Origin of the sequence: Pontibacter harenae, assembly GCF_020907245.1 — a bacterium.
GTDB classification, from domain to species: Bacteria; Bacteroidota; Bacteroidia; order Cytophagales; family Hymenobacteraceae; genus Pontibacter; species Pontibacter harenae.
The window spans coordinates 1-23,354 of sequence record NZ_JAJJWH010000017.1 but is presented as its reverse complement, the minus strand read 5'-3'; the positions used below and the strand labels follow the sequence as shown (position 1 = coordinate 23,354).

The following is a 23,354-nucleotide window of genomic DNA, read 5'->3' as shown; positions in this document are numbered from 1 at the left end:
AATGTAGCCTGTACTTTCGACGTTAATCCTGAAAAAGATTGTAGCAGCTATGACTGTAAAAAGTAAGAGTAGCTTTAAGTCTGCTGCTATCTGTTCTTTTTTTTGATGTGAAGATGTATTCATTTTTAACTTATCCTCCAACTAACTGCTGTGCCTTTTGAAGTAGAAACTCCTTTGGCAGGTTTAGCAACAGAGATGTCAAAAAGAAAATAAAGATGAGCGTTTTTATGTTTCCAAACTTCTTACAATGTGCTGGAACTGCTGCTATGTAATTCACAAATCCAAAGAGCATCAAAAATGTGAAAGGTGAAAGCAAGCGTGCATTTATTGGGTCGAACTGCGAGATGCTTCTAAGGAAAACCAAAAGTATTAAATACAAAAAGGCCGTGATGAAACAGAAGAGAGACAGGTGATTTTTTCTAAACGAATCAATGACAGACTTATCTGCATTTACATTTTTGATTGCTAACCATAGTACAACAATCTGGAATAGCAAGGTCATAAAGAAAAGCCAATCAGGTACACCTCTAAAATAATATCTTCTGATTATGAAGAACTCACCCGCTAAACCCTTCATAGCCATTACAGCAACTTCAGGTATACTTTCCATGTTTTTGTAAATGCGAGGTATGCCTGTAGCGTAGCCTGCTATGTAGTAATTTCGAAAGAGGTAGAGGCTAATGAACAGACAAAGTGCCGCAAGAACTTGAAAATGCTTTTTGCTTAGGTTATAGTCTTTGTTCCACCAGTAATAAATAGCTGCCAGTGCTACTGCTCCAACTGTATAAATGCCGATGTAGCGAATGAGGAAAAGGAATATGGCGGTGATTAAAAGCAATATAATGCTCTTGTTTCTGTTGTGGTTGCTGTAGATGTTAGATGCCAAATAGGCAAAACATAAAGCTCCAAACATGAAGGGGCCTTCCGACCAAGTGTAGGAGTAGTTTTCAATAATGGTAAATGCACCATAAATTGAAGCAAGCAGATATGCATGTTCTTTATTTATGTGCCGCATCAACAAGAAGCCGAAACCAACAAAAATCAAATTGACCACTTTAGAAGCCCAGAAAACATTTAATGTAGTAATTATAGATACAGTATAAATTAAGGCAGGATAGCCAATAGGCCAAGCCGTAAAGTATACTTTGCCATTGGTGCTGCTTTGCCTGTGTAAGTTGTAAAGATCCTTAATATAAAACCCTTCGCCCATCTTTAGGCGCTGAGCAGCTTCCATATAGTATTCCGAATCTGGTGACGTATAGCCTGTGCCCTCTACGCTTACTCTTAACAGAATTGCTGCACATACTGTGATGTACAGCAGCAATAGAACTGTATCTGAACCAAAGTTGTACCTCAGCTTTATCATATGCTAATACATCTTCGGCAATTCAATACCTTTTATAGTGCGGTATAAGTTAATGGCGGCTTTATCGGTGAGGCTGGTGACAAAGTCGGTGATGTGGATGATACGCTCGTAATCTGTAGCTTCCACAGGTAATTGGTGATATTGAGAAGGAATAAGGTCTTTGAGCTTGCGGTGGTGCTTTGATTCTGGTTTGAAGACAGCTTTCATAAAAGCATCCAGCAGGCCTCCCAGCACTTCAAAACCAGCCGCTTCGATTTCTAGCACGGGACGATTGCGGTAAATCAAGTTTATAGATAAGCTTTTAATTTCGTCTAACACAGGCTTGCTGGCCACTTCATTAATTAAAGGCTTATCATAAGTGCCTGCTAAAATCTCATCTTCGTGCATCAAAAAAACATGAGCACATTCTTCTATCAGTTTGCCTATGATACGTGCGCGCAAGTAGCCAATTTCTTCACGCCAGTCGTAAAAGGTTAGGCTCGATACTCTGTCAGGTGCGTCGTTCAGAATCTGGCGGAGCAACTGTAGCCCTTTTTCTTGTGGCACCAGGCCAAGCTTTAGCCCATCCTCAAAATCGATAATACGATAGCAGATATCATCAGCAGCTTCAACTAAAAAGGCTAATGGGTGGCGGTGGTAAAATACTTCGTCCTCATTTCCTTTTTTAAGCAGTCCCAACTCTTCGGCTATGGTATTAAACCATTCTTTCTCCGTCTGAAAAAATCCGTATTTCTTCTCGCTGGTGTTTTTGGCGTTGACTACTGTAGACAGTGACTCTTTCGGGTACTTGGTAAAAGTGGCCAGGGTGGTGTAGGTGAGGCTTAGACCACCTGTTACATTGCAATGGGCAGGGTAAGTATAGGTAAGTACTCTAAACCCAGCGGCGTTGCCTTCATAACTGTGCAGGTCGGCTTTTTGAGCCTCTGTTAGGTTCTGCAAAAAAGGTTGTGCCGCCTCGCTCTGAAAGTAAGCAGAAATGGCATCTTCTCCTGAATGACCGAAAGGAGGATTGCCGATGTCATGTGCCAGGCATGCTGCCGCTACGATGTCTCCAAAGTCAGCCTCCTGTACGTTTTTTTCTTCTGAAAGAGAAGGATGGCGTTCCAGAATACTTTTACCCACAATACGGCCTAACGATCGCCCCACCACCGATGCCTCTAAACTATGGGTAAGGCGGGTGTGCACAAAATCGCTCTCGGGCATGGGCATTACCTGTGTCTTGTTCTGTAACCTTCTGAAAGCCGATGAGAATACCACCCGATCGTAATCACGCTGAAACTCCCCACGCACTGACTCGTCTGTTCCTTGCTTTTTCTGGCTTGTTTCATAGCGCTTCTTTGAAATCAGTTTATCCCAGGTGGTACCTTGTGGCATAGTGGTGGTAGATAAGGTCATTAAAATTAACTAGAATGATAGCCTAGCGTGCTGTAGCAAATATAAACTTCTTTCAGAGCATACTTAATGTCTTGCTCTGAAGGCTGTCATCATGATTCAAATATAAAGCTTCTGCCTTTAGGTTGGCAAAGAGAATTAATTATAACTTTTTTCTTTGGGTGATGTTACAAAAATAGACGCTTATTGAATTGTAAATATGCATTGAATGATCGGAAAGAGGGATTTCTTTTTTTTGAAAGCCATTTTAACCTCTAAAGCCATGTTACAATTTGCACTAAAATTACTTTGCAATTCTTGATTTGATGTGCAAACTTTGAATTTCCGACCACCGTTCCAAGCTAGAAAACAAATTGTGCTAAGAAGACCTACGATGAATGGAGGAAGTTTGGAGGGTAGTATAGTGCCATCTTAACATTAAAGATCCAAAGAAAGAGGCGGACCATGTACATAAGTTACATGGTCCGCCTCTTTCTTATAGCTATTTAGCGTAGCTTCACCTATAACTTCAGAAGCCTAATCTCTCCGTTGTCTCTTGGGGTAGTCCATCTTAAGATGTACATTCCTGAAGCCAGGTTTGCTAAGCTTACCTCTACAGGTACATTAACATCTGAGAAAGAAACACTAAACTCTCGTAATAGCCTGCCTGTAATGTCGTATAGTTGAAAGGACAGGTCGGTGTTTTGTGTGACGATATATTCGAAGAAAACCGATTGTGAAGTAGTCCTGATCGGATTTGGAAACACACTCAGTCTGTTCACGTCTCCTGGGTTAAGTACACGTACCTGTGGCGAATACCTGAAAGTAGTATTGCTGTAGACAACCTGTAAGCGATAGTAACTTACACGTGGCAAAGGGTCTTGGTCTGAATAGTTGTACTGTAATATGCCGCTACTAGGTCCTTTCGTGCTAACAGTGGCCAGGTCTGACCAGTTTGTGCCATCCTGGCTGCGCTGCACGACATAAGCCTCTACACCCGAAGACTCGTTGTTGCTGCTCCACTGTAAATAAACAGTGTTTGAATTAACAAAACTTGCCGTAAAAGTATAGATTTCAGGGGCTAGATTACAGTCGCCTTCCGTTTCTGGCACCATAGGCGGTTGCCTGCAAATATTGGGCTCTGTGCTGTTTGCCATCACAATGTTGCCTCCTACGATGTCGTCTACACTTAAGTCGCGGTAAAAAGTTTCGTCTTCAACGGCATAATGCATCACAGCGCGTGGCAGAATAACGTGCCCTAATTGGTGCGCGTGGCCTAGCTCATGGAGTATAACTGTTTCAAAGTCGAACTGCCTGCTAGCTGGTGCACCAGGGCCATATTGCCAGTTTATGCTACTGTTAATTTCCATATCGAATTCGCTAACCCAAAACAGGGTGTCCCCACCGCTTCGGCAGCCTTCGTATCGGCTGATAGTTCTTGCGAGCACTCGGTCACCAGTTACTGAACTGGAAGCAAACGTAATTACATTTTGGTCGTCGTCAGCCGCTTCGTCTATCGTTGTAGGAGCGCCAATTCGCCAGTTAACATTCGTGTTGCAAATCCAGCTATTCATGGCCCTTCTAAAACCTTCTCGGGCTGCATTTCTGTCTCGCATAGTTGGAGCGAACTGCATTGTATAGCCACCGCTCTGGTCGTTGTTTATAAGGATGGGCTGGAACGAACGTTTTGCCAAACCTATGTTTGAATAAGCAAACGGAATCAGTATCTGTGTAACGCTGGTAAAGGTTGTGCCATCGCTACTTCTTACCACAATAGGACCTGAACCTGCTGTGCCTCCTTCTTCTGAAGCTGAAGGTATACGAACACGAATCTGTGTGTCAGACCATGAAACGTAATCCCTTGGGAGAGGGCTGACAAAACCGTCGCCGCCTTTGTCAGCATTTCTGAACTGAACGGCGCCGTTTCCGCGGGAACTACCAAACCCTGTTCCGTTTATGGTTAAAACCGTGCCTGCGCCTGCGCTGGCCGTGGTAGGTGAAAAGCTGGTAATGATTGGTGCAAGCAGCTGGCCTTGCTGTTGGTTGCTAACAGCTGTTGTACTTAATGCTTTATTTTCTTGTAAGGTTTTGAAGTTTTTGCCTGTAACTTTTGTGATGGTTTGATACACATCTTTAACAGAGCTATAGCTGTTGAAAACATCGTTAGCCGCGCCACTTTGAATGTTGTAATGTACAAAACCTTGTTGGCTGGCAAGTGCTTTGGTAGTTAAGGCTAGGTTGGCTGGTGTGTTCTGAGGCTTTTGCTCCTTAAGAAGAAAGAAAACACCCTGCTGCCCTTGGCGGAGGTCTAAGGCTGTAGAGAACACGTGCATTTTTAAACCTACAGCACCACCCTCTGTAATAACTTCCAACTGCTCTGTAGTTACAGTGCCTTTAAACACCTTAAATACTTTTATGATGTTCGATGTGTAGATGTTTTTATACTGGGCATCCCAAAAAGATTTTTTTGAAACAACCTCTCCTTCCACTATGATTTGAGCACCCGAAACTCGTTCTTCTAACGAAATAGGGATCAGGTGGAGGTTATCGGAAGCAAAAGACTTGAAGGTGCTAAGCAGTAAGACGGTCAAAAGTAAAACCGCTTTAATAGGGTATATAAACTTATTTCTTAAGTAAAGCTTTGTCATAAATGAGGCGCAGGTTAAACTAAGTTCCTAAGTTAAGGCATGTTGGGCAATGCTCCAAAGATAATGTTTCGTTTACGTAAAAGAACAAATGAGGTAATGCTAAGTTTCGATGTTTGTACATCGGTTGTGCTAAAAATGCCAAAACCTTCGTAGTATAACGAAGGTTTTGGTTTCTACAGTCTAAGCATTGAAAACTTAATCTTTGATAATGAACTGCTGACTTGTTCCGCTCTTTTTAATGGTAAAGTTTACTTGCTTACCTTCTTTGTTTTTCGTCATTTCCTGGTACTTACGGTATACATTATCAGGCTGCTTTTTCCCATCTATGAAGAAACCCTCATCAGTCATTTTTAAATCTATTTCTTTTGCGTTCTGCTTAACTAGTACGTCTTTTTCTAGCTGGGTATAGATTTTATTGAGCAGCGTATTTGCTTCGTTGTGTCTTCTTAGCGATTCCTCGTGTGCGTGTATGCTCTGCGCATGCGCACGCATACTTTCTTCATGTGCTCGTAAACTTTCGGTTCGCTGCCGTTCAAACTCTTTGGCTTTGGGTATGCTTCGTGCTTGGTAGGCTTCAACTTCCTGGGCATGTTGCCTTACAACCTTTTCGTATTCTGCTATTTGCTGCTCATACAGCTTTACCTTTTTTTCATAAGCTTCCATGTCCTTTTTTCCCTCATCGCTTAAGCCTACAGGTAGCGGAGGTACAGGCGGCAGAGGTGGAGCAGGAGGTACGGGTGGCACGGGTGGTATAAGGCCTAAGTCTGTGCTGTCGGTGTTATAGCTATAGCTAAATGTTTGTCTGCGGCCATTTACGCTGGCCAATGCTTCACGGGTTGCTTCCTCCGTAGCGGCTCTTTCTGTCTCCTTCATACGTGGTGCTTTTCTGCTTGCCTGTAGCCTTTCGTCAATCAATTTCTGAAAGTCAGGAATATCCTTTTTAGGAATGCGGCGTCCGTTTACGTATAATTCGGCTATTTCTCCTTTCTTATTTTTGATAATAATCAGGTCAGAAGTTGTGCCTGTGGAATCGGTTATGGAAAGGGTGGAGGCTACTTGAGCGGCACCGCTTGCAACCTCTTTTTGCTCAAATTTAAAGAGTGTTGCAGAAGTGTACTTGTGCTTTACGTTGGAAGTAGTGTTGTTTTCTTTCATGCCTGCCCAGGCACCGTATGACAGCATAGAGAGGCCTACAACTATAACCATGGCCGCAATAAATCCTTCTTTAAAAGATGGCTGTGTTTCTGATGCAGTTACCAAGCGCTTTACACGACTTAGAAGCGAGCCTTTTTTGCCTGTTATAGCAGGAGCGAAGGCTGGTGCCTGCGGCATCCGAAGTTCAGCTAATTGGGTAAGGGCACGTGCATATATCAAGGTGTCGCCGCAAGCCGCTACTGCCAGGTCATCGCAACAATGCTCTCGTTCTGCTCTAACCACACCAGACATCCACCAGATAGCAGGGTGAAAGAATAATAGCGTTTCTGCCAACTGCTGTAGCAGGTTTAGCAGGTAATCGTGGCGCTTAATATGTGCCAGCTCGTGGGCCAGAATAGCTTCGAGTTGCCTTTGGCTTAATGCTGTGGTTGCGCTAAGCGGTATAAGTATCAGAGGCTTCAGGTGGCCGACCACCATAGGCACTTGCACAAGCGCAGACTTTGCCAATTTTACAGGTCGGCTTAAGCCGACGCGGTTTTGGATGTTAGCTAGTGTCTCTTGCCAGTGTGCACCAAGCTCCTGTACTTTGTAGTTGCGGAGGCGCTGTATATAAGCCAATCCTGCTAAAAAGCGAAGCATCATCACGAAAAGCCCCATCAGCCATAGGCTAACCAACAATGGGAGGTGCTTCTCAAAGTAAGTTTCGAACCATGTGGTGGTACGATTCCAAAGTGGCTTGCTGCTTACCGAAGCTTCAGCCAAAAACACAGGCTGTGCTGTTTGCAGGCTAGCGTAACTCACTGCTGTGTCTTGTGCAGGTGCTGAGCTATAAAGCTGTACAAACGTTAGTAGAAACAGGCATAGCATTGCTCCCATACCTATAATTGCTATTTTATACCGCAGGTTAGCCGTGTGGTGGTTTAACATAATGAGAAGCACGGCCAGCACCAGGCTAACCAAGGCTCCTTGCCACAGCGAGTGCAGTAGTGCCCAGCCCAGGGCACGAACCAATTCTTGAGAAATAAAATCGGCAGCTAAATTCATTTTTTACCTCCTTCCAGTTTATCTAGTAAGTTTCTGATTTCATCGAGCTCCTCTTTCGAGGCTTCATGGTTGCCAAGAGCCTGCATCACCATTTTCATGGCAGCACCTCTAAAAGTAGAGTCCAGGAAGCGGTCGAGCAGCTGGCGTTGCGTTTGCTCTTCTTCCAGCAAGGGACGGTATATGTGGGAACGGTTTGTTTTGTCGGCCTCTAGCATGCCTTTTTCGGCCATCAGCTGCATAAACTTTAGTGTTGTGGTGTAGCCAGCGTCTTTTGTTTTACTTAACTCTTCGTGCACAAACCTTACGGTAGAGGGGCCGTGTTGCCACAGAACCTGTAGTATTTCAAGCTCTGCCTCTGTTGGCTTATTTTGCTTTTCTGAACTCATAGTACCTGTACATAAAATGTGAGGTGACAACTAACAGTACAAGTATATACGAAATAATTCGTAATAAGAAGTGAATGTACGATATTTTTCGTACGAAGTAAGGGAACGACCATAATCGACTGGTAAATGAAGTTTAACAGCAGACGATTATGGTCATTTCAAAAATAGAAGAAAGGAAAATTTGGTTAAGGCAGGTGCTAGGAAACTAGTTGCGGAACAACTTTATCGCCGAACACTTCAATGAATCTTTCCTGCTCCAGATTTACATTGTGAAGCATCAGTTGCGTAAACCCAAGCTCGAGATCCTGCTGCAGCCACTCCAGGTGCTGGTTAGGTTCTGCAGAAATACGAACATGTTCCTTCATGTCTTCTTCTCTAACAAACATAGCACTTTGCTCTAACTGTTTGGCTGTGCGCAGATCTGATAGCACGGCACTTGGGAAAATATTGGAGCGCCATTGCTCATGCGCCTGCTGTAGTGCCTTTTGCTCTGTGTCGGCATAAGATAGCTGTACTTTTAGGTACATGGGTTTGCCCTCGCCGCCTCCTTCTCTAAAAGCATCCACCATTTTTTTAAGCTCTTTGGGTGGCTTAGACACTGTGATTAATCCATCGGCCCAGCTACCAACCCACTTTGCTGTTTCTGGGGTTATGGCAGCCCCTATTATGTTAGGCGCAACTGCAGGTCGGGTATAAAGTTTTGCTTCCTCTATTTTTATCAGGCCATGATGCGTTACTGTTTCGCCAGCCCACAGCGCACGTATAATATCTACACATTCTTTCAAACGTGCGTTACGATCTGCCTTTACAGGCCAATGGTCGCCAGTGATGTGTTCGTTTATGTGTTGACCGCTGCCCATAGCTACCCACAGGCGCTCTGGAAACATTTCTGATAAGGTGGCGGCAGCCTGAGCAATGATGGCAGGATGGTAGCGCTGACCTGGTGCATTTACAATACCAAAAGAAAGGGAAGTTGCCTGCATTGCGCTTCCTAACCACGACCATGCAAACCCGCTTTCGCCTTGGTCTAAGCTCCAGGGCGCAAAATGATCAGATGACAGCGAAGCGTTGAAACCTGCCTGTTCGGCTAACTGAACATTTTTCAATAATGTGCTTGGCTTGAACTGTTCGTGCGAAGCATGATATCCTATCTTGATCATAAAGTTTGAGTTTAGCTTTCTTGTTATTTTGTTTCTAGCTGTTTAACGCCATCGGCGGCCTACTTTGGTTTATTGGCACACATTGCTGCAAGCCCATCAAGTTATGACTTGAGATTGTTGCATAACGGCAGACAGCCTAAACCAGCGGTACCCGTAAGGCCCTAGCACTAGTTTATCATCTGGTGTATCGTAAGTTTGGTCGTTGAAAAGCTCGATCAGTTCCTGCGCCTCCTGCATAATGGATGGCACGCTGACTGTAACAGGTTCATCACTCATGTTGTGGAACGCAACTAATGTTTTATGTAAGGCGCAGCTATGGGCAAATACAGCTTTATGTCCTGTCTCAACGACTACCCAAACACCTCTGCCTAATTCTTGGCATTGCCTGCGGATACGAATAAGCCGCTCCATCCAGTTAAGCAAAGAGTGGTTGTCTTGTTGTTGAGCAAACACCGATACTTTTTCATAGCCGAATTCACCGTCGCTGATTACAGGCCGGACCAGGTTTTGGGAAGGAGCGGTGGAGAATCCTCCGTTTTCGATGTTCATCCACTGCATGCCAGTTCTAACACTTACGCGGCCAGGTAGCGAGAGGTCTTCGCCCATACCTATCTCAGCTCCATACTGAATAAGCGGCGTGCCAGGGAGGCTAAACATCAAACTATAAATAAGCTCCAACTTCTGTCGGTTGTTGTCAAGCATAGGTGCTAACCGTCGGCGGATACCGTGCCCATATATCCGCATGTTCTCTTCGGGAGCAAAGGCGTCAAAGATTTCATGCTGTTTTTCCTTGGGCAGGTCTACCAGAGTCAGCTCGTCGTGGTGGCGCAGGAAGTTGAGCCAAGTACAGGATTCTGGCGTATGTGGTAGCAGTTCTAAACCTTTTTTAAGAGGAGCCGCCTCCTGAAGTGCCATAGCATGAAACAAATACTGGTTCAGTAGGAAGTTAAAAGACATGTGCATGCGGTTGCCATCTTCAAAGAATTCCCCTATTACTTCTGGTGGGCCAGTGGCCTCAGCCAGTAGGATGCAATCTTTGCTGTGGTTGTTAACAAAAGCCCTCATGTCTTCCAGGAGCTCATAAAAATGCGCGGAGCTTTCTTGTTCATCGTTCTGCACAAGTATATGAGCGGCGTCTATCCGAAAACCCGCTACACCCAGCGCCAACCAAAAGCCCATTATTTTGTGTATTTCCTCTTGAACATCTGGGTTGATGATGTTTAAGTCAGGTTGATGGCTATAAAAACGGTGTAGGTAGTATTGTTCTGCTTGCTCGTCATAAGACCAGATATCGTCTTCCTCATCGCCAAACATAGGTGCAGCATGAGACTCTTCTGGTTTTGTTTCTCGCCAGATATAATAATTATGGTACTTAGAGTTTTTATTTCTTTGCGCCTCCTGAAACCAAGGGTGTTGCACCGAGGTGTGGTTTACTACTAAATCAACGATAACTCTTATGCCCCGTTCTTTTGCCTCCTGCACCAATGCAGCAAAATCTCCCAGCGTGCCCAGCCTTGGGTCTACATTATAGTAATCCAGTACATCGTATCCGTTGTCTCGGCCAGGAGAAGGGTAAAATGGCAATAGCCACACGCACGTAATTCCTAATGTTGCCAAGTAATCAAGTCGGCTGATAAGCCCTTGGAAATCTCCAGTGCCATCGCCGTCAGAATCCTGAAAAGTCTCTACATCAAGGGCATACCATACCCCGCCTTTGTACCAGTGGTCTTTTTTTATCATAGCCCTAAGTTTATTGAGTAACAGGGTAAGCGATGGTACTCAGAAGCGCATTTTCGGCCTGGCGGGAGTCTAGGCGTGTGTGCTGTACCACAACCTGCACATCTGAATGTATAACACTGGCATAGTCGGTATCTCGTGGTACAGGAGCAGGCGTTTCTAAGTCGTTAAATCTAATATGCTTTGTTCGCTGTGCGGGTACGGTTTCTTCGTAAGGGCCTATAGGATCTTTGTCTTCAAAATAGATCCAGATTTTTATATGTGCATCTTGTTCGGAGGTGTTTAGGATACAGGCAGTTTCATGGCTGGCGAATTCAGGTTCAGGACCAGTGCCATAAGAAGGAATATAGCCTTCGGCAATAGCCCATGTTTTGTGTCCAATTGCTTCTTTCATAGTTTTGCGCTTGCTTTGGTGCATAGTGTGCGGATGTTGGTAGTACGGATATACTTTCAGGTGTGGTTGCGTAAAAAGAATTGCAGCGCAAAAAGAGAGCTAAAGAATGAAACTAGAAGAAAGAGATTTTACAAGCGAGCTACAGTTTCAGGCTTCACGAAGTGGTGGTGCTGGTGGGCAGAACGTGAACAAAGTGTCCAGTAAGGTAGAGTTGCGGTTTCATGTGGAAAGTTCTGCCTTGCTAACAGATGAGGAAAAAGTACTTGTGCAGGAAAAGCTGGCAAACCGTATTAACAATGAGGGGTTTTTGCAGGTAGTTTGCCAAACGGAACGCAGCCAGTTGCAGAACAAAGAAATATGTGTGAAGCGCTTTCAGGAGCTGCTGCGACAGGCTTTTACGAAGCAAAAAGAACGTAGAGCAACTAAACCAAGCCGCTCATCGGTAAGGCAGCGGCTGGAGGGCAAAAAGCGGCAGTCAGAAAAGAAATCTAACAGGGGTTATAAAGGCGACTTTTAAGTAAAACCATTGCTCACCAACATAATCTTTAACGGAAAGCAGCGTTAGGAACCAAAGAAACAGCCTCTGTACCGAATAGCTGAATGAAAAGGGTAAGATTTTTGTAAGCACGTAGCTGTAACAGACGCACCAACTTAAAATGAAAAAAAGTTTTATTATACTTTGCCTTTGCCTAGGCATAGCCACTGTTGGGCAGGCACAAAAATACAGAACAGCAGGAGGTCTTAGGTTCGATAGTGAACAGATTGGCTTGACACTTCAGCAAAAACTGCACGAAGGAGGAACATTAGAAGTTATTGGGTCACTGCGCAGCCGCGAGTACAGCGGAACAGCCTTGTATGAGCGACACTATCCGCTGTTGGGCAAGCGCCTTAATTATTATCTTGGTGCAGGAGCGCACATTGGCAACTTAAAAGACCATGGCGTGTTTGCCGGAGGCGATTTAATTGGAGGTATAGAGTATAAGGTAAACGGACTGCCTATTCTATTATCGGCTGATATAAAACCTGCCTTCCATGTAAACCACGAAGATTGGGTAGATCTGAGCACTGGCATCTCTGTTAGGTATGTGTTCATAAAAGAAAAACAGCCAGAACGAAAGAAATGGTGGCCTTTTGGAAACAGGGAAGAGGAAAATAACCGCAATAAGAAGAAAGCAAAGGAAGAGGAAAGCGGTGGCTTCTTTAAAATTTTCAGGAAGGACTAAAGCTGTTTAGGGTAAAAGAAAAAGCCTGGTTGGGGCCAGGCTTTTTTGTAAAGAGCAAGTTCTTCAGCAGCAGTAAAGTTCTTAAGGTTGTTTGTGTTGCCCGTGCAGTAGCCAATGCTTTGGGGAAGCGATGGCTATGGTAAAGCGGTAAAGTCTTTTGCTGATGCCGAAGTAGGGTTTTGGGTTTATAGTTACTTGCTCTCCTGTGCTTTTACGTAAAATAGTCTTTTAGAGATATTTTCTACACACCTTCTTATTGCTCGGAAATATAGTTCTGCCAAACTTTTGTTTGCCATCAACTTACACACCAGATTTCTGCTGGGGCCCGCTGCCAATACATTAATTAGTTTGTGAGGTAGTGTGAGGTTTTTGGCGCAAGTTGCTAGCGCCACAGACGAATGATTTTCGAAACATACAGGCTGCTGCTCTTCAGGTACTGTATCTATACTAAGCTGTTTTGGGTTACTACTATAAATACGGGTTTGTATACTGTGTTTGTGCTCTAAAAGAAGTTTGCATAGCTGGGAAAGGTCACTTAACAGGGGTGCAGTTGTAACATGGTGCTTCACTGGCTTTTTCCACCCTTCCTGAAAAGCTAAGATATTGATAAACATGGTAATTACACCCTTGGTAAAAGTATTGTAAAGTAAATTTAGGGGATTGAAATCAATAAAAAAAGGACAAAACAGGCTATTTTGTAACATGATAAATGATGGAATTAGCCATGTTGCGCCTGCAAAAATGCGGTTTTTGAGGTCTTGTTAGAGTTTTTGAGCTTAGGATGGCCCTAAAAGTGTAACATGAAGATAAAAAAGAAGAGAAATATTTTTGAGGGTGAACCTCAGGCTATAGCATTGCTGTAGCCTGAGGTTGTGGATTAGCTACCTCTGCAAGGCTACTTTCACCTGATGTTAAGTTGCCAAACTTTTGCTGTACCTGGCAGTCAAAATTTGCTTTGCAGGCAAAGGCCGAGCTTAGTAGCATGGTAAATAAAACGATAACGGTTTTCATAGTTTTATTTTGACTAATGGTGCGTGAATAATAGGAGTGGAGGCTTTAAGACTATAAAGGAGTAGCCACCACCTCTACAACAGGTAATAGGTTAGGATAAACTCTTAGCTCTTTTACCTCATTTCTCAGGCCGAGCTCCTGCAGCTCACGAGCGGTGTCTTTACAAATGGCGAAAAAGCCTAAGACCATTGCGAAAAGAAGAACAATAATTTTCATAGTATTATAAATTAAGGTTTAACAAGTTATTTCGTTGCTGTTATATCTTAATAGATAGTGGTGGTAATGGAATGGTTGCTTCTGGATCTATAAATATTTTCAGTTATGATTAGCTTAATTACATTTTACGTGTAAATGGTGTAATAAGTTGATTTACAGTATTTTAATTGATGTTTTAGAAATTTGCGTCTTTAAATGTGTTCAAAGACGCACACCTGTTTGTCCGCTCGCGAACACCTTTTGAAATACAGAGTTAAGGAGCTTGAAAAAAACGTTGTAACAAAAGCTATTCTGTAGCTGTAGCAGTACCTTATGAGGGTTCTGTTTCCGAAGTTTGATAAAGTGGGAATGCCGCTGCTAAGTATAGCGGCGGTGGCGCTTTTGGTGTTGGAAAGTAATCGGAAGCTCCGTAAGCGGGTGCGGCCAAGAGAAGAACGGTATCTGCAAAACGGGAGCGTGGCGGCTCTGGCCTTACCTGCGTTGCGCTTGCTGTTGTTGCCTGGCATGTTTGCAGCTGCACGCTGGAGCAACAAAAACAATATCGGCCTATTAGCTATGCTTGGGTTGCCGAAGTGGGCCCGCTATAGTTTAGGATTTCTGCTGCTAGACTATAGCAACTATCTGTGGCATGTGCTGCTGCATAAATCTAACCTACTCTGGCGTTTTCACAACGTACACCACGCCGACCTGGACCTGGATCTTTCTACTGCATGGCGTTTTCATATCGGAGAAAATATAGCTTCGGTACCTTACAGGAGTGGAGCAGTGGCTTTGTTAGGCGTGCCTGCCAACCTGGTTCTGTGGTATGAGGTGCTTTTTGAGGGGTGTACGGCCTTCCACCATAGTAACTTCCGATTGCCTTACCAACTAGAGCGCCTGCTGTGCAAGCTTATTGTAACACCGCGCATGCACGGCATTCACCATTCTATTGTGCAACAGGAAACCAACAGTAACTTCTCTGTTGTGTTATCTTGCTGGGATAGGCTACACCAGAGCCTGCGGCTGAATGTGCCTCAAGATGCTATAACCATAGGAAACCCTGCTTACCAAAATCCTGAAGAACAACATCCGCTGAACCTCTTACGCATGCCATTTACTCAGCAGCGCCCATGGCAGTTGCCAGACGGTTCTGTGCCCGAGCGGGAGGAGCTGCCAAATAAAAGGCAGTTATTGCCATAGCTTAGGTTAGTAAACTGGCAAAGAGCAAATCTATTGCTGTTGGAACAGACAGGAGGCGGCCTAAGTATAAGTACAAGCTAAAACAGAACTCATACATGTCTACTATAAAAGGGAAGCTTATAGCCTTAGGAGGCGGCGACGATGATGGTCTTATTAAACTGATAAAATCTCAGATTTGTAGTTTAGACTCGCATATAGAGGTTATTGCTACAGCTACTCCAAAGCCTTCGGATGCCGTAAATTCGGGAAATGCTTATAAGGAGGCTTTTGAGGAGTTCGGATGCCTGAATGTGCACTTCATGCGCATTGATGAAGAACATAAGGCTGATACTCCAGCTAACATAGAACGCATCAGTAAAGCCAATGTGATCTTCTTTACAGGAGGTGATCAGGTACGTTTAGCCGAATTCCTAAACAATACCGAACTGCTTGAGATCATGCATCGCCGCTTCAGAAGCGAAGAGATTATTATTTCAGGTACTAGTGCGGGTGCCGCAGTTATGTCAGACCGTATGATTTATGATGGCTATGGGCATTACTCCCTTATTAAAGGCGAGATGAAAACAACCCATGGTTTTGGCTTTGTCAAAAACATATACATCGATACACATTTTGCCGAAAGAGGCAGGTTTGGCAGACTGGCACATGCTGTTGCCCACGACCCTGAATATATTGGGATAGGTTTAAGCGAGGAAACAGGTATCATCATAAAAGAAGGCGACCAGGTAGAGGTATTTGGTCCTGGTGTTGTGACGGTAATAGATGCCAGCCATATAAAATTCTCAAACACGAGAGCGGTAGCTGAAAACGAACCGATAGCGGTAGAACACCTAATTATGCACCTGCTGGTGAAAGGCTACAGCTATTGCTTAAAAGAGCATGTTTTCCAGCCTGTGCAACAGGGTACGGAACGTTTTGCCGACGCCACCCCCAATGCTGCACAGGCTGAAGAGTAAGTTTATGCCTTATGGGATAGCTGTGGAGGTTTTACGCGATCTTCCTGCTGCAGCTCCATATTGATAGCAACACCAGCCTTGGCGCCCTCTGCAGCGGCTACTATTACCATCTGCATGTCGCGTGCGGCATCGCCTACAACAAATAAGCCAGGCAGGTTAGACTGCTGCAATCGCCTTGTTTTTATAACGCCTTTGCTTGTGAAATCGCAGCCGAGTTGTTCGCCCAGATCACTTTGCTGTTTCGTTCCTAAAGAGAAGAACATTGCTTGTTGCTCGCGTACTTCCCCGTTCTTTAGCACAATGCGCTGTAGCATACCGTCTTCGCCTTCCAGTCGGGCGATAGCGGCAGTTTCGTATTTTACCTCATTCAGCTTCAGGAGCTCCTTGTCTTTTATTGTAAGCTTATCGGTGCCGTCGGTAAAAAGCGTTACATCTTCGCTCCAGTTTTTCATGGCTAGCGCCTGGCCTATGCCCCGTCTGTTCTGGCCATATACTGCTATGGCTTTGTCTCTCGATTCCCAACCGTCGCAATAAGGGCAGTGGTGAATACTTTTCCCGTACAGTTCCTCTAGGCCCTCTACTTCAGGCAGGTTATCTTTTAGGCCAGTGGCAAGTATAAATTTTTTAGAATTGTATACTTTACCTTCATCGTCGTTTACAACAAACTTTCCTTTGCTGTAGGTAACGGTGTCTACTTTTTTATCAATAATCTCTACGCCATACTTTAGCAGTTCCTGTCTTCCTTTTTCTATGAATTCTCTAGGATCAGCACCGTCGCTAGAAAGGAAGCCGTTCATACTTTTGGCCCAGCGGTTACGAGGCTGGCCTGTATCAAACACAATTACCTTACGCCGCGACCTTCCTAAAATCATGGCGGCATTTAAACCTGCAGGACCACCACCTGCTATTATTACATCGTACATAGTTTGTTTCATTTCAGAAGATATGTAAACGTATGTCAGCCAAAAAAGTATGGCCTCTATAAAGCGTGATGGCTTTTTTCTGCTTTTCCGAAACAAAAGATAAAATGTTTGATAAAAGTGAGTGACTCCGCACTGCAACGTGTAATAATTAATATATTTGTTATAACATATTACCTCACATTTATAAAGTCATTTTATATGAAGAGCAAATTATTAGCCCTGTTAGGAGGCACGCTACTATCAGGTGTGGCAATGGCAGGAGGGTATCAGGTAAACCTGGCAAGTCAGCGGCAGATTGGTATGGGGCATACTGGTACAGGTATAGTTACTGGCACATCGAGTATATTTTTTAACCCAGGCGCTTTGAGCCACATCCGCGAAAGTGGTGTATCTGTTGGGGCAAGCGGTATACTTTCTAAAATCGCTTATTTAGCACCTGAGCAAAATAGCATCACAGCTGAAGCTGATAACCCAGTTGGAACGCCTTTTCATGTTTATGGCGCTTATAAAGTTGATAGCTTATTAACGGTGGGTTTGGGAGTGTATACACCTTTTGGCAGCACCGTAAACTGGGGAAATGAGTGGAACGGTCGTTTTTCTTTAAGCGAACTAAGCCTGCAGGCTATTTTTATTCAGCCAACTGTTAGCTACCAGTTCTCCGAAAAGTTTGGTATAGGTGTTGGCTTTGTGTATGCCGTAGGTGGCGTAAATCTTCAGCGCTCTATTCCGCTACAAGGCGAGGAAGGCGAAGGCCGTGCAGAACTTGATGGAAGTGCAAGCGGAATGGGTATAAATGCAGGAGTTTACTTCAAACCATCCGATAAGCTGTCGTTAGGTTTAAGCTATCGTTCCAAAGTAGACATGAAGGTAGAGGATGGTGAGGCTACCTTTACAGTACCAGCTTCTGTTGGCTCGCGCTTCCCGGCAGGCACAGAATTCAATGCTAGCTTGCCGCTTCCTGCTACGTTAACTTTTGGTGTTGGTTTTATGCCGACAGAGGCACTTACCATAGCCGTAGATATCAGCCATGTAGGCTGGAGCGCTTACGAGCGTTTGCGTTTCGAATATTCACAGAGTGTAAACGGCTCTAGCTTTACAGAAAATGCCCGTAACTACGAAGAAGCCTTTATTTTCCGCATAGGTGGTGAATATAAAGTATCTGATGCCTTAGCCTTGCGTGCTGGTGCTTACTATGATCAGTCACCTGTTCAGACTGGTTACTTAACACCAGAAACACCAGATGCTGATGCAAGAGGGCTTTCGGCTGGTATAGGCTACTCTTTATCAGAGAATATCAGTATCGATGCTTCTTTCCTGTACATCAACAAAAAAGAAAGAACAGATGCATCTAACCTGTCTAGTGGTATAGCGGGTACCTACAAGTCTATTGCCTACATTCCTGGCCTTGCCGTGAATTTCAAATTTTAATTTCTCCGAAAGAACATGAAGAATTTTTTCTATAGATCTGGTGCGCTGGCACTTTTTGCTGGTGTGCTTCTTACTAGCTGCGATCCTGAGATTGATGCCCCTGCGGCAAGTGCGGGCAACGCGACTTTTACAAGTTATATTGCTGTAGGTAACTCCCTGACTGCTGGCTACGGAGACGGCGGCCTGTACCGCGAAGGACAGCTTAATTCCTTTCCTGCCATTTTGGCGCAGCAGTTTTCAACTGTGGGAGGTGGAGAATTTACGCAGCCTCTGTTTTCTGAAGAGCAGCGCAATGGCTCTGGCTACCTCAGGCTAACTGGCTTCACAGCGCAGGGTTCTCCTATAACAGCCAACGAAACGTCAGCCTTAGGCATACGCTCAGCAAGCCCAAGGCTCTACACGAAGTACACCGACAACACACGTAATCTTGGTGTGCCAGGTATACGAGTGGCTGATATAAAAACGGTAGGTTACGGTAGCACGCAGGGCAATCCCTTTTTTGAGCGTTTAACAAACAACCCACTGCAGACTTACCTACAGTATGTTGAAACACAGGCACAGGCTGCCAACCATACGTTTTTTAGCAACTGGTTAGGCAACAACGATGTGTTGGGCTATGCTACAGCAGGTGGTTTTTCTGGTACATTAACCGACGTTGATTTATTTACAGAAAATTACTCAGACCTGATAGATGTTCTTACTGCTGATAACGCCGAAGGTATAGTGGCTACTATTCCAGATGTAACAGGTATTCCGTTCTTCACGACAGTAGGGCCAGGCATAAAGGCTACCCTTACTGCCGCAAAAGCTCAAGGAATGGTTGCTCTAACTGGAAATGGACCAAGCAGAACGCTGGTTGCAACAACTGGTATCAGAGATGCTGCGGGTGGTACAGCCTTGTTTACGCTTACAGGTGCTGCTTATGCACCGCTTATTGGCAGGCCTGGAGGTAAGTACTGGCGAGACCTTGCAAGACAGACAAGCCCAGCTAATCCTGCTGCTGCTATGGAACAGTTTATTACAACTTACCAAATAGATACCACACAGGCCTTTGGTGTATCAGTGGGTAACCCTTGGCCAAGTGCGCTTTTACTTGACGATGCGGAGCAAGCGGCTGTACAGACAGCAACAACCAATTTTAACAACGTCATTAAAGCGGAGGCAAGTGCTCATAATCTGGCTGTTTGGGATGCTAACGCATATTTCAGAAATATTCAGACTGGCTTTACACGTAACGGCGTTGCTTATTCTCCAGCATTCATCACAGGTAACCTTTTCTCGCTGGATGGTATACACCCAACGCCACGCGGATATGCTATTATAGCAAACGAGATGATAGCCGTGATCAATGCAAAATATAATGCTAATATTCCTCCTGTAGACGAAACGCAGTACAGAGCTGTTATTTTTCCGTAAGCAGCATGAAATGATAAAGAAAAAAGCACCTCCGCAAGAGGTGCTTTTTTTATAGCTACACGTTGTGTTTCAAGTTTGTTACTAGAAGCAGGTGCAAATATACTATTAATGTGCCTCTAGCCAGTCTTTGCCTACTCCTAAACCTACTTCCATCGGTACGCTCAGCGGCAGGGCGTTGGTCATCAGTTCCACAATCTTTGGCGTTACAATTTCCACTTCCTCTTTCGGGGCATCGAACAGTAATTCGTCGTGTACCTGCAGAATCATGCGGGTTTGCAGTTTCTCTTGTTGCAGATATTCCCGTATGTTGATCATCGCTATTTTAATGATGTCGGCAGCCGTGCCCTGTATAGGTGCGTTGATGGCGTTTCGCTCCGTAAAGCCGCGTAAAGTGGCGTTGCGGGAGTTAATATCGCGGAGGTAGCGGCGGCGGCCCAGCAGTGTTTCGGCATACTCTAACTCCCGTGCTTTATTTACGGCACTATCCATATACTCTTTCACCGCAGGGAACTCCTGGAAGTATGCTTCTATGATATCGGCAGCTTCACGGCGCGGTATACTTAAACGCTCTGCCAAACCGAAAGCCGAAATACCGTAGATGATACCGAAGTTGATGGTTTTGGCTTTGCGGCGCATGTCGCTGTCCACCTGCTCTATCGGCACGTGGAACACTTTGCTGGCGGTAGAAGAATGTACGTCGATGCCGTTTTTAAAAGCTTCCTTCATGGTAGGGTCATTGCTGAAGTCGGCCATAATGCGCAGTTCTATCTGCGAATAGTCGGCGGAGATAAGCAGGTGCTGCTCGTTGCGTGCTACAAAAGCTTTACGGATTTCGCGGCCACGCTCGGTACGGATCGGGATGTTCTGCAGGTTTGGATTGGTGGAGCTGAGGCGGCCCGTGGCGGTAACAGCCTGGTTAAACGAAGTATGCACACGGTTATCTGAGCTGCAAACCAGTTGCGGCAGCGCATCCACATAAGTCGATTTTAGCTTGCTCAACTCACGGTGATCCAGTATCAGGCGCACGATCTCGTGTTCACTGGCCATTTTAGATAAGATTTCCTCGCCTGTGGCATACTGGCCTGTTTTCGTTTTCTTGATCTTGCTTTTGCCGTGCAACTCCAGCTTATCGAACAAAATCTCGCCAAGCTGCTTTGGAGAACCAATGTTAAATTCTTCGCCTGCAATCTCAAAAATGCGCTTCTCTATAGTTGTAATCTCTACTTCCAATTGCCTGGAAATATCTGCCAAGGCATTAGAATCTATACTGATGCCTTCCTTCTCGATATCGGCCAGCACCTGCACCAGCGGAGTCTCTACATCTGTGAACAGTTTCATTAGGCCCTGTTCCTGCAGCAGCGGCTCGAAGTGGTGCTTCAGACGCAGCGTAATGTCGGCATCCTCGCAGGCATAATCCTTTATTTGCTCAGGCTTCAGGTCGGCCATCGTCAGCTGGTTTTTGCCTTTCGACCCAAGTAAATCTGTAATCGGAACGGGGCTATAGTTGAGGTACGTCTCAGCGAGCACATCCATGTTGTGGCGCATTTCAGGCTCCAGCAGGTAGTGTGCCAGCATGGTATCAAAAATCGGCCCCTGCACCTGCACGTTATAGTTCTTCATCACCAGAATATCATACTTAATGTTCTGGCCGATCTTGGCAATCGTGGTGCTTTCGAGTATCTCTTTAAATTCAGCAACTATAGCTAGCGCCTCCTCCTGGTTATCGTGCGGAACAGGTACATAGTAGGCCTCGCCAGGGATGTAGCTAAACGACATGCCTACCAGTTTAGCCGTGATGGCATCTACGCTGGTGGTTTCTGTGTCGAAGGAAATCTCATCTTGTTTGAGCAGGTATTTTATCAGGCTCTGGCGTAAAGCAGGCGTATCTATCAGGTGATAATCGACCACCGACGTATTTAGCGTTTGCATTGCCTGTGGTTCAGAAGCCACTTCTTCAGAAGCAGTTATACTTTCTGATTCTGCGGCGGCACCGAAAAGTGAGGTTTGAGACTGATCGGAAGCTTTGCCTTTGCGGGCGGTGCGAGTAGCTGGTGCAGATGCCGTAGCCGAGGCTAACGATTGCCCCAGTACCCGCTGTGCTAATTGCCTAAACTCCAGTTCCGCAAAAAGCTCAGTCAACTGCTCCTCGTTCGGACCGTCGTAGTGCAGATTATCTTCGTTGAACTCGATCGGCACATCACAATGTATAGTTGCCAGTTCTTTCGATAGCAGTCCCTGGTCGGCAAAGTTTACTACGTTTTCTTTCTGCTTTCCCTTTAACTCATGAGCATTGGCAATTAGGTTTTCTACAGAGCCAAAGCGTTTGATAAGGGTTTTGGCTGTCTTCTCGCCTATACCTGGTATGCCAGGGATGTTATCCACGGCATCACCTTGCAGGCCCAGTATATCAATTACCTGTTCCACCCGCTCAATTTCCCACTTCTCCAGCACCTTCTGCACATCCATCACATCTACGGCATTGCCTAAAAAAGCAGGCTTATACAGAAACACATTGTCTGTTACCAGCTGGCAGTAGTCCTTGTCGGGCGTCATCATGTACACATCAAAGCCTGCTTTGTCGGCTTTGCGGGAGAGCGTTCCAATAATATCGTCGGCCTCGTAGCCATCCATGATGAGCACAGGAATATTGAAGGCTTCTACAATTTTTTTGCAGTAAGGTATGGCAATGGAAATATCCTCGGGCTGTGCCTGTCGGTTGGCTTTATAGTCGGCAAAGCTGTCGTGGCGGAAGGTTTTGGCCGCCGAGTCGAAAGCCACACCTATGTGGGTTGGCTTCTCTTTCTGCAGTACTTCTACTAAGGTGTTTGTGAAACCTAAAGCAGCGCCTGTGCTCATGCCTTTGGAGTTGACGCGCGGGTTTTTGCTGAAGGCAAAGTGCGCGCGGTATATCAAAGCTAGTGCGTCTAGCAGGAATAATTTCTTACGTGGTTCGCTCATGTTATAAAGGTAGATGCTTGGGCCAATATGTGCAAATATGTACTGCGTTGAGCGGTTATAGTTGCTGAACTATAGTTAGAGGAAGCTTCGATCTTGTAAAGCGCTTGGTAAAGGAGGGTGGTGGGTGCTAAGATTATTTAGCGTTGGTGAAACATCAAGTAGAAGGTAGGGCAGGTAAGCTGCCAGGTTATTTGGCTATTCTGTTATATTTGGTAGAATGAACGGAATAGTTCTGTTTATCTACAAGTTGGTGTGCATTTCAATTATGATAAAAGCTTCTTTCATACTGGTGACTTTGCTCCTGATTTCTTGCTCATCTAAAACAGAAGAACAAAGGACAGAATTTATTCATAGTGCTGAATCAATGACTGTTAAAGATTATATTATACTTCAAAGAGAGAGTAGCGACACCACAGGGACAGTTCCAACAGACGGAAAATATATTTTTAACATTGCATTTGCAGAGTGGGACAGGAAGTCAATGGGCGAGAAAGTGACTGTAATTATTTGGGGAGATTCAATAAGGGTAACTTATGAAGGTGACGGCACATTAACGGCAGGGAAAGGTGAAGTACTAGATGAAGGAGTTATCATGAAACACAAGACTGGTAACTGGATTATAGCTCGTGAAAAGGAAGACGTGAGTCTTGATGAAATTGGTGGTTGTACTGGTGGACCTACCATAGTAGATTTCAAGAACAAGAAGTACTGGATGTGTTAATTTAAAAACCGAGACGCCATACGAGGCTGTAAAACAAACTGTGTCAAAGGATTAGGAGTATT

19 protein-coding genes are annotated in these 23,354 nt (G+C 44.9%); 7 read left to right on the top strand and 12 right to left on the bottom strand.

What is annotated here, in order from left to right:
* Positions 1-130 precede the first annotated feature (130 nt).
* The 8 genes from LN893_RS10750 to LN893_RS10715 form a co-directional block, all read right to left on the bottom strand.
* Complete coding sequence (locus tag LN893_RS10750) at positions 131-1,366, bottom strand: hypothetical protein (protein WP_229969825.1); 1,236 nt, start codon at positions 1,364-1,366, stop codon at positions 131-133.
* Positions 1,367-1,369: 3 nt separating this feature from the next.
* Positions 1,370-2,761: a deoxyguanosinetriphosphate triphosphohydrolase gene (locus LN893_RS10745; RefSeq protein ID WP_229969824.1), complete on the bottom strand. Its 1,392-nt coding sequence runs from the start codon at positions 2,759-2,761 to the stop codon at positions 1,370-1,372.
* A 497-nt stretch (positions 2,762-3,258) separates the two neighbouring features.
* On the bottom strand, positions 3,259-5,328 hold the full coding sequence (locus tag LN893_RS10740; RefSeq protein WP_229969823.1) for an IPT/TIG domain-containing protein: 2,070 nt from the start codon (positions 5,326-5,328) through the stop codon (positions 3,259-3,261).
* Between the two features lie 252 nt (positions 5,329-5,580).
* Positions 5,581-7,584 carry a M56 family metallopeptidase gene (locus tag LN893_RS10735; protein WP_229969822.1) on the bottom strand — a complete coding sequence of 668 codons (2,004 nt, stop codon included), beginning with the start codon at positions 7,582-7,584 and terminating at the stop codon, positions 5,581-5,583.
* Positions 7,581-7,970 (bottom strand): BlaI/MecI/CopY family transcriptional regulator, encoded by a 390-nt coding sequence (locus LN893_RS10730; RefSeq protein ID WP_229969821.1) that lies wholly within the window; start codon positions 7,968-7,970, stop codon positions 7,581-7,583. The genes LN893_RS10735 and LN893_RS10730 overlap by 4 nt, the downstream gene beginning before the upstream one ends.
* A 197-nt stretch (positions 7,971-8,167) precedes the next feature.
* The gene (locus LN893_RS10725; protein WP_229969820.1) at positions 8,168-9,130 is read right to left on the bottom strand and encodes a TIGR03885 family FMN-dependent LLM class oxidoreductase; all 963 of its coding nucleotides are present in this window, start codon (positions 9,128-9,130) and stop codon (positions 8,168-8,170) included.
* A 96-nt stretch (positions 9,131-9,226) separates the two neighbouring features.
* Entirely contained in the window at positions 9,227-10,870 is a 1,644-nt protein-coding gene (locus LN893_RS10720) for an alpha-amylase family protein (RefSeq protein WP_229969819.1), read from the bottom strand.
* Between the two features lie 10 nt (positions 10,871-10,880).
* Positions 10,881-11,261 carry a sensory rhodopsin transducer gene (locus LN893_RS10715; protein ID WP_229969818.1) on the bottom strand — a complete coding sequence of 127 codons (381 nt, stop codon included), beginning with the start codon at positions 11,259-11,261 and terminating at the stop codon, positions 10,881-10,883.
* A 106-nt stretch (positions 11,262-11,367) separates the two neighbouring features.
* On the opposite strand from LN893_RS10715, the gene arfB reads away from it, so the two are divergent.
* Together arfB and LN893_RS10705 are read left to right on the top strand one after the other, a co-directional pair.
* Entirely contained in the window at positions 11,368-11,778 is a 411-nt protein-coding gene (arfB, locus tag LN893_RS10710; protein ID WP_229969817.1) for an alternative ribosome rescue aminoacyl-tRNA hydrolase ArfB, read from the top strand.
* 139 nt (positions 11,779-11,917) lie between these two features.
* Complete coding sequence (locus LN893_RS10705; RefSeq protein ID WP_229969816.1) at positions 11,918-12,484, top strand: hypothetical protein; 567 nt, start codon at positions 11,918-11,920, stop codon at positions 12,482-12,484.
* A 191-nt stretch (positions 12,485-12,675) separates the two neighbouring features.
* Here the strand turns inward: LN893_RS10705 and LN893_RS10700 are convergent, their stop codons facing one another.
* Together LN893_RS10700 and LN893_RS10695 are read right to left on the bottom strand one after the other, a co-directional pair.
* Positions 12,676-13,188, bottom strand: coding sequence for a hypothetical protein (locus LN893_RS10700; RefSeq protein ID WP_229969815.1), 513 nt, complete (start codon positions 13,186-13,188; stop codon positions 12,676-12,678).
* A 358-nt stretch (positions 13,189-13,546) separates the two neighbouring features.
* Positions 13,547-13,711, bottom strand: coding sequence for a hypothetical protein (locus tag LN893_RS10695; RefSeq protein WP_229969814.1), 165 nt, complete (start codon positions 13,709-13,711; stop codon positions 13,547-13,549).
* A gap of 312 nt (positions 13,712-14,023) precedes the next feature.
* Between LN893_RS10695 and LN893_RS10690 the strand changes: the two genes are divergently transcribed.
* Together LN893_RS10690 and LN893_RS10685 are read left to right on the top strand one after the other, a co-directional pair.
* Positions 14,024-14,890, top strand: a complete 867-nt coding sequence (locus LN893_RS10690; protein WP_229969813.1) for a sterol desaturase family protein — start codon at positions 14,024-14,026, stop codon at positions 14,888-14,890.
* A gap of 95 nt (positions 14,891-14,985) precedes the next feature.
* Entirely contained in the window at positions 14,986-15,846 is an 861-nt protein-coding gene (locus tag LN893_RS10685) for a cyanophycinase (RefSeq protein WP_229969812.1), read from the top strand.
* 2 nt (positions 15,847-15,848) lie between these two features.
* On the opposite strand, the gene LN893_RS10680 is transcribed toward LN893_RS10685, so the two are convergent.
* Entirely contained in the window at positions 15,849-16,769 is a 921-nt protein-coding gene (locus LN893_RS10680) for an NAD(P)/FAD-dependent oxidoreductase (RefSeq protein WP_229969811.1), read from the bottom strand.
* Positions 16,770-16,967: 198 nt separating this feature from the next.
* Between LN893_RS10680 and LN893_RS10675 the strand changes: the two genes are divergently transcribed.
* Both LN893_RS10675 and LN893_RS10670 read left to right on the top strand, forming a co-directional pair.
* Positions 16,968-18,197, top strand: a complete 1,230-nt coding sequence (locus LN893_RS10675) for an OmpP1/FadL family transporter (protein WP_229969810.1) — start codon at positions 16,968-16,970, stop codon at positions 18,195-18,197.
* A gap of 15 nt (positions 18,198-18,212) precedes the next feature.
* Positions 18,213-19,613, top strand: a complete 1,401-nt coding sequence (locus LN893_RS10670) for an SGNH/GDSL hydrolase family protein (RefSeq protein ID WP_229969809.1) — start codon at positions 18,213-18,215, stop codon at positions 19,611-19,613.
* A gap of 105 nt (positions 19,614-19,718) precedes the next feature.
* Here LN893_RS10670 and polA read toward each other — a convergent pair whose 3' ends face one another.
* A complete protein-coding gene (gene polA, locus LN893_RS10665) occupies positions 19,719-22,571 on the bottom strand; it encodes a DNA polymerase I (RefSeq protein ID WP_229969808.1) in 2,853 nt (950 codons plus the stop codon).
* Between the two features lie 265 nt (positions 22,572-22,836).
* Here polA and LN893_RS10660 point away from each other — a divergent pair, with 265 nt between their 5' ends.
* Positions 22,837-23,292, top strand: coding sequence for a hypothetical protein (locus LN893_RS10660; protein WP_229969807.1), 456 nt, complete (start codon positions 22,837-22,839; stop codon positions 23,290-23,292).
* The last annotated feature ends 62 nt before the right edge of the window (positions 23,293-23,354 follow it).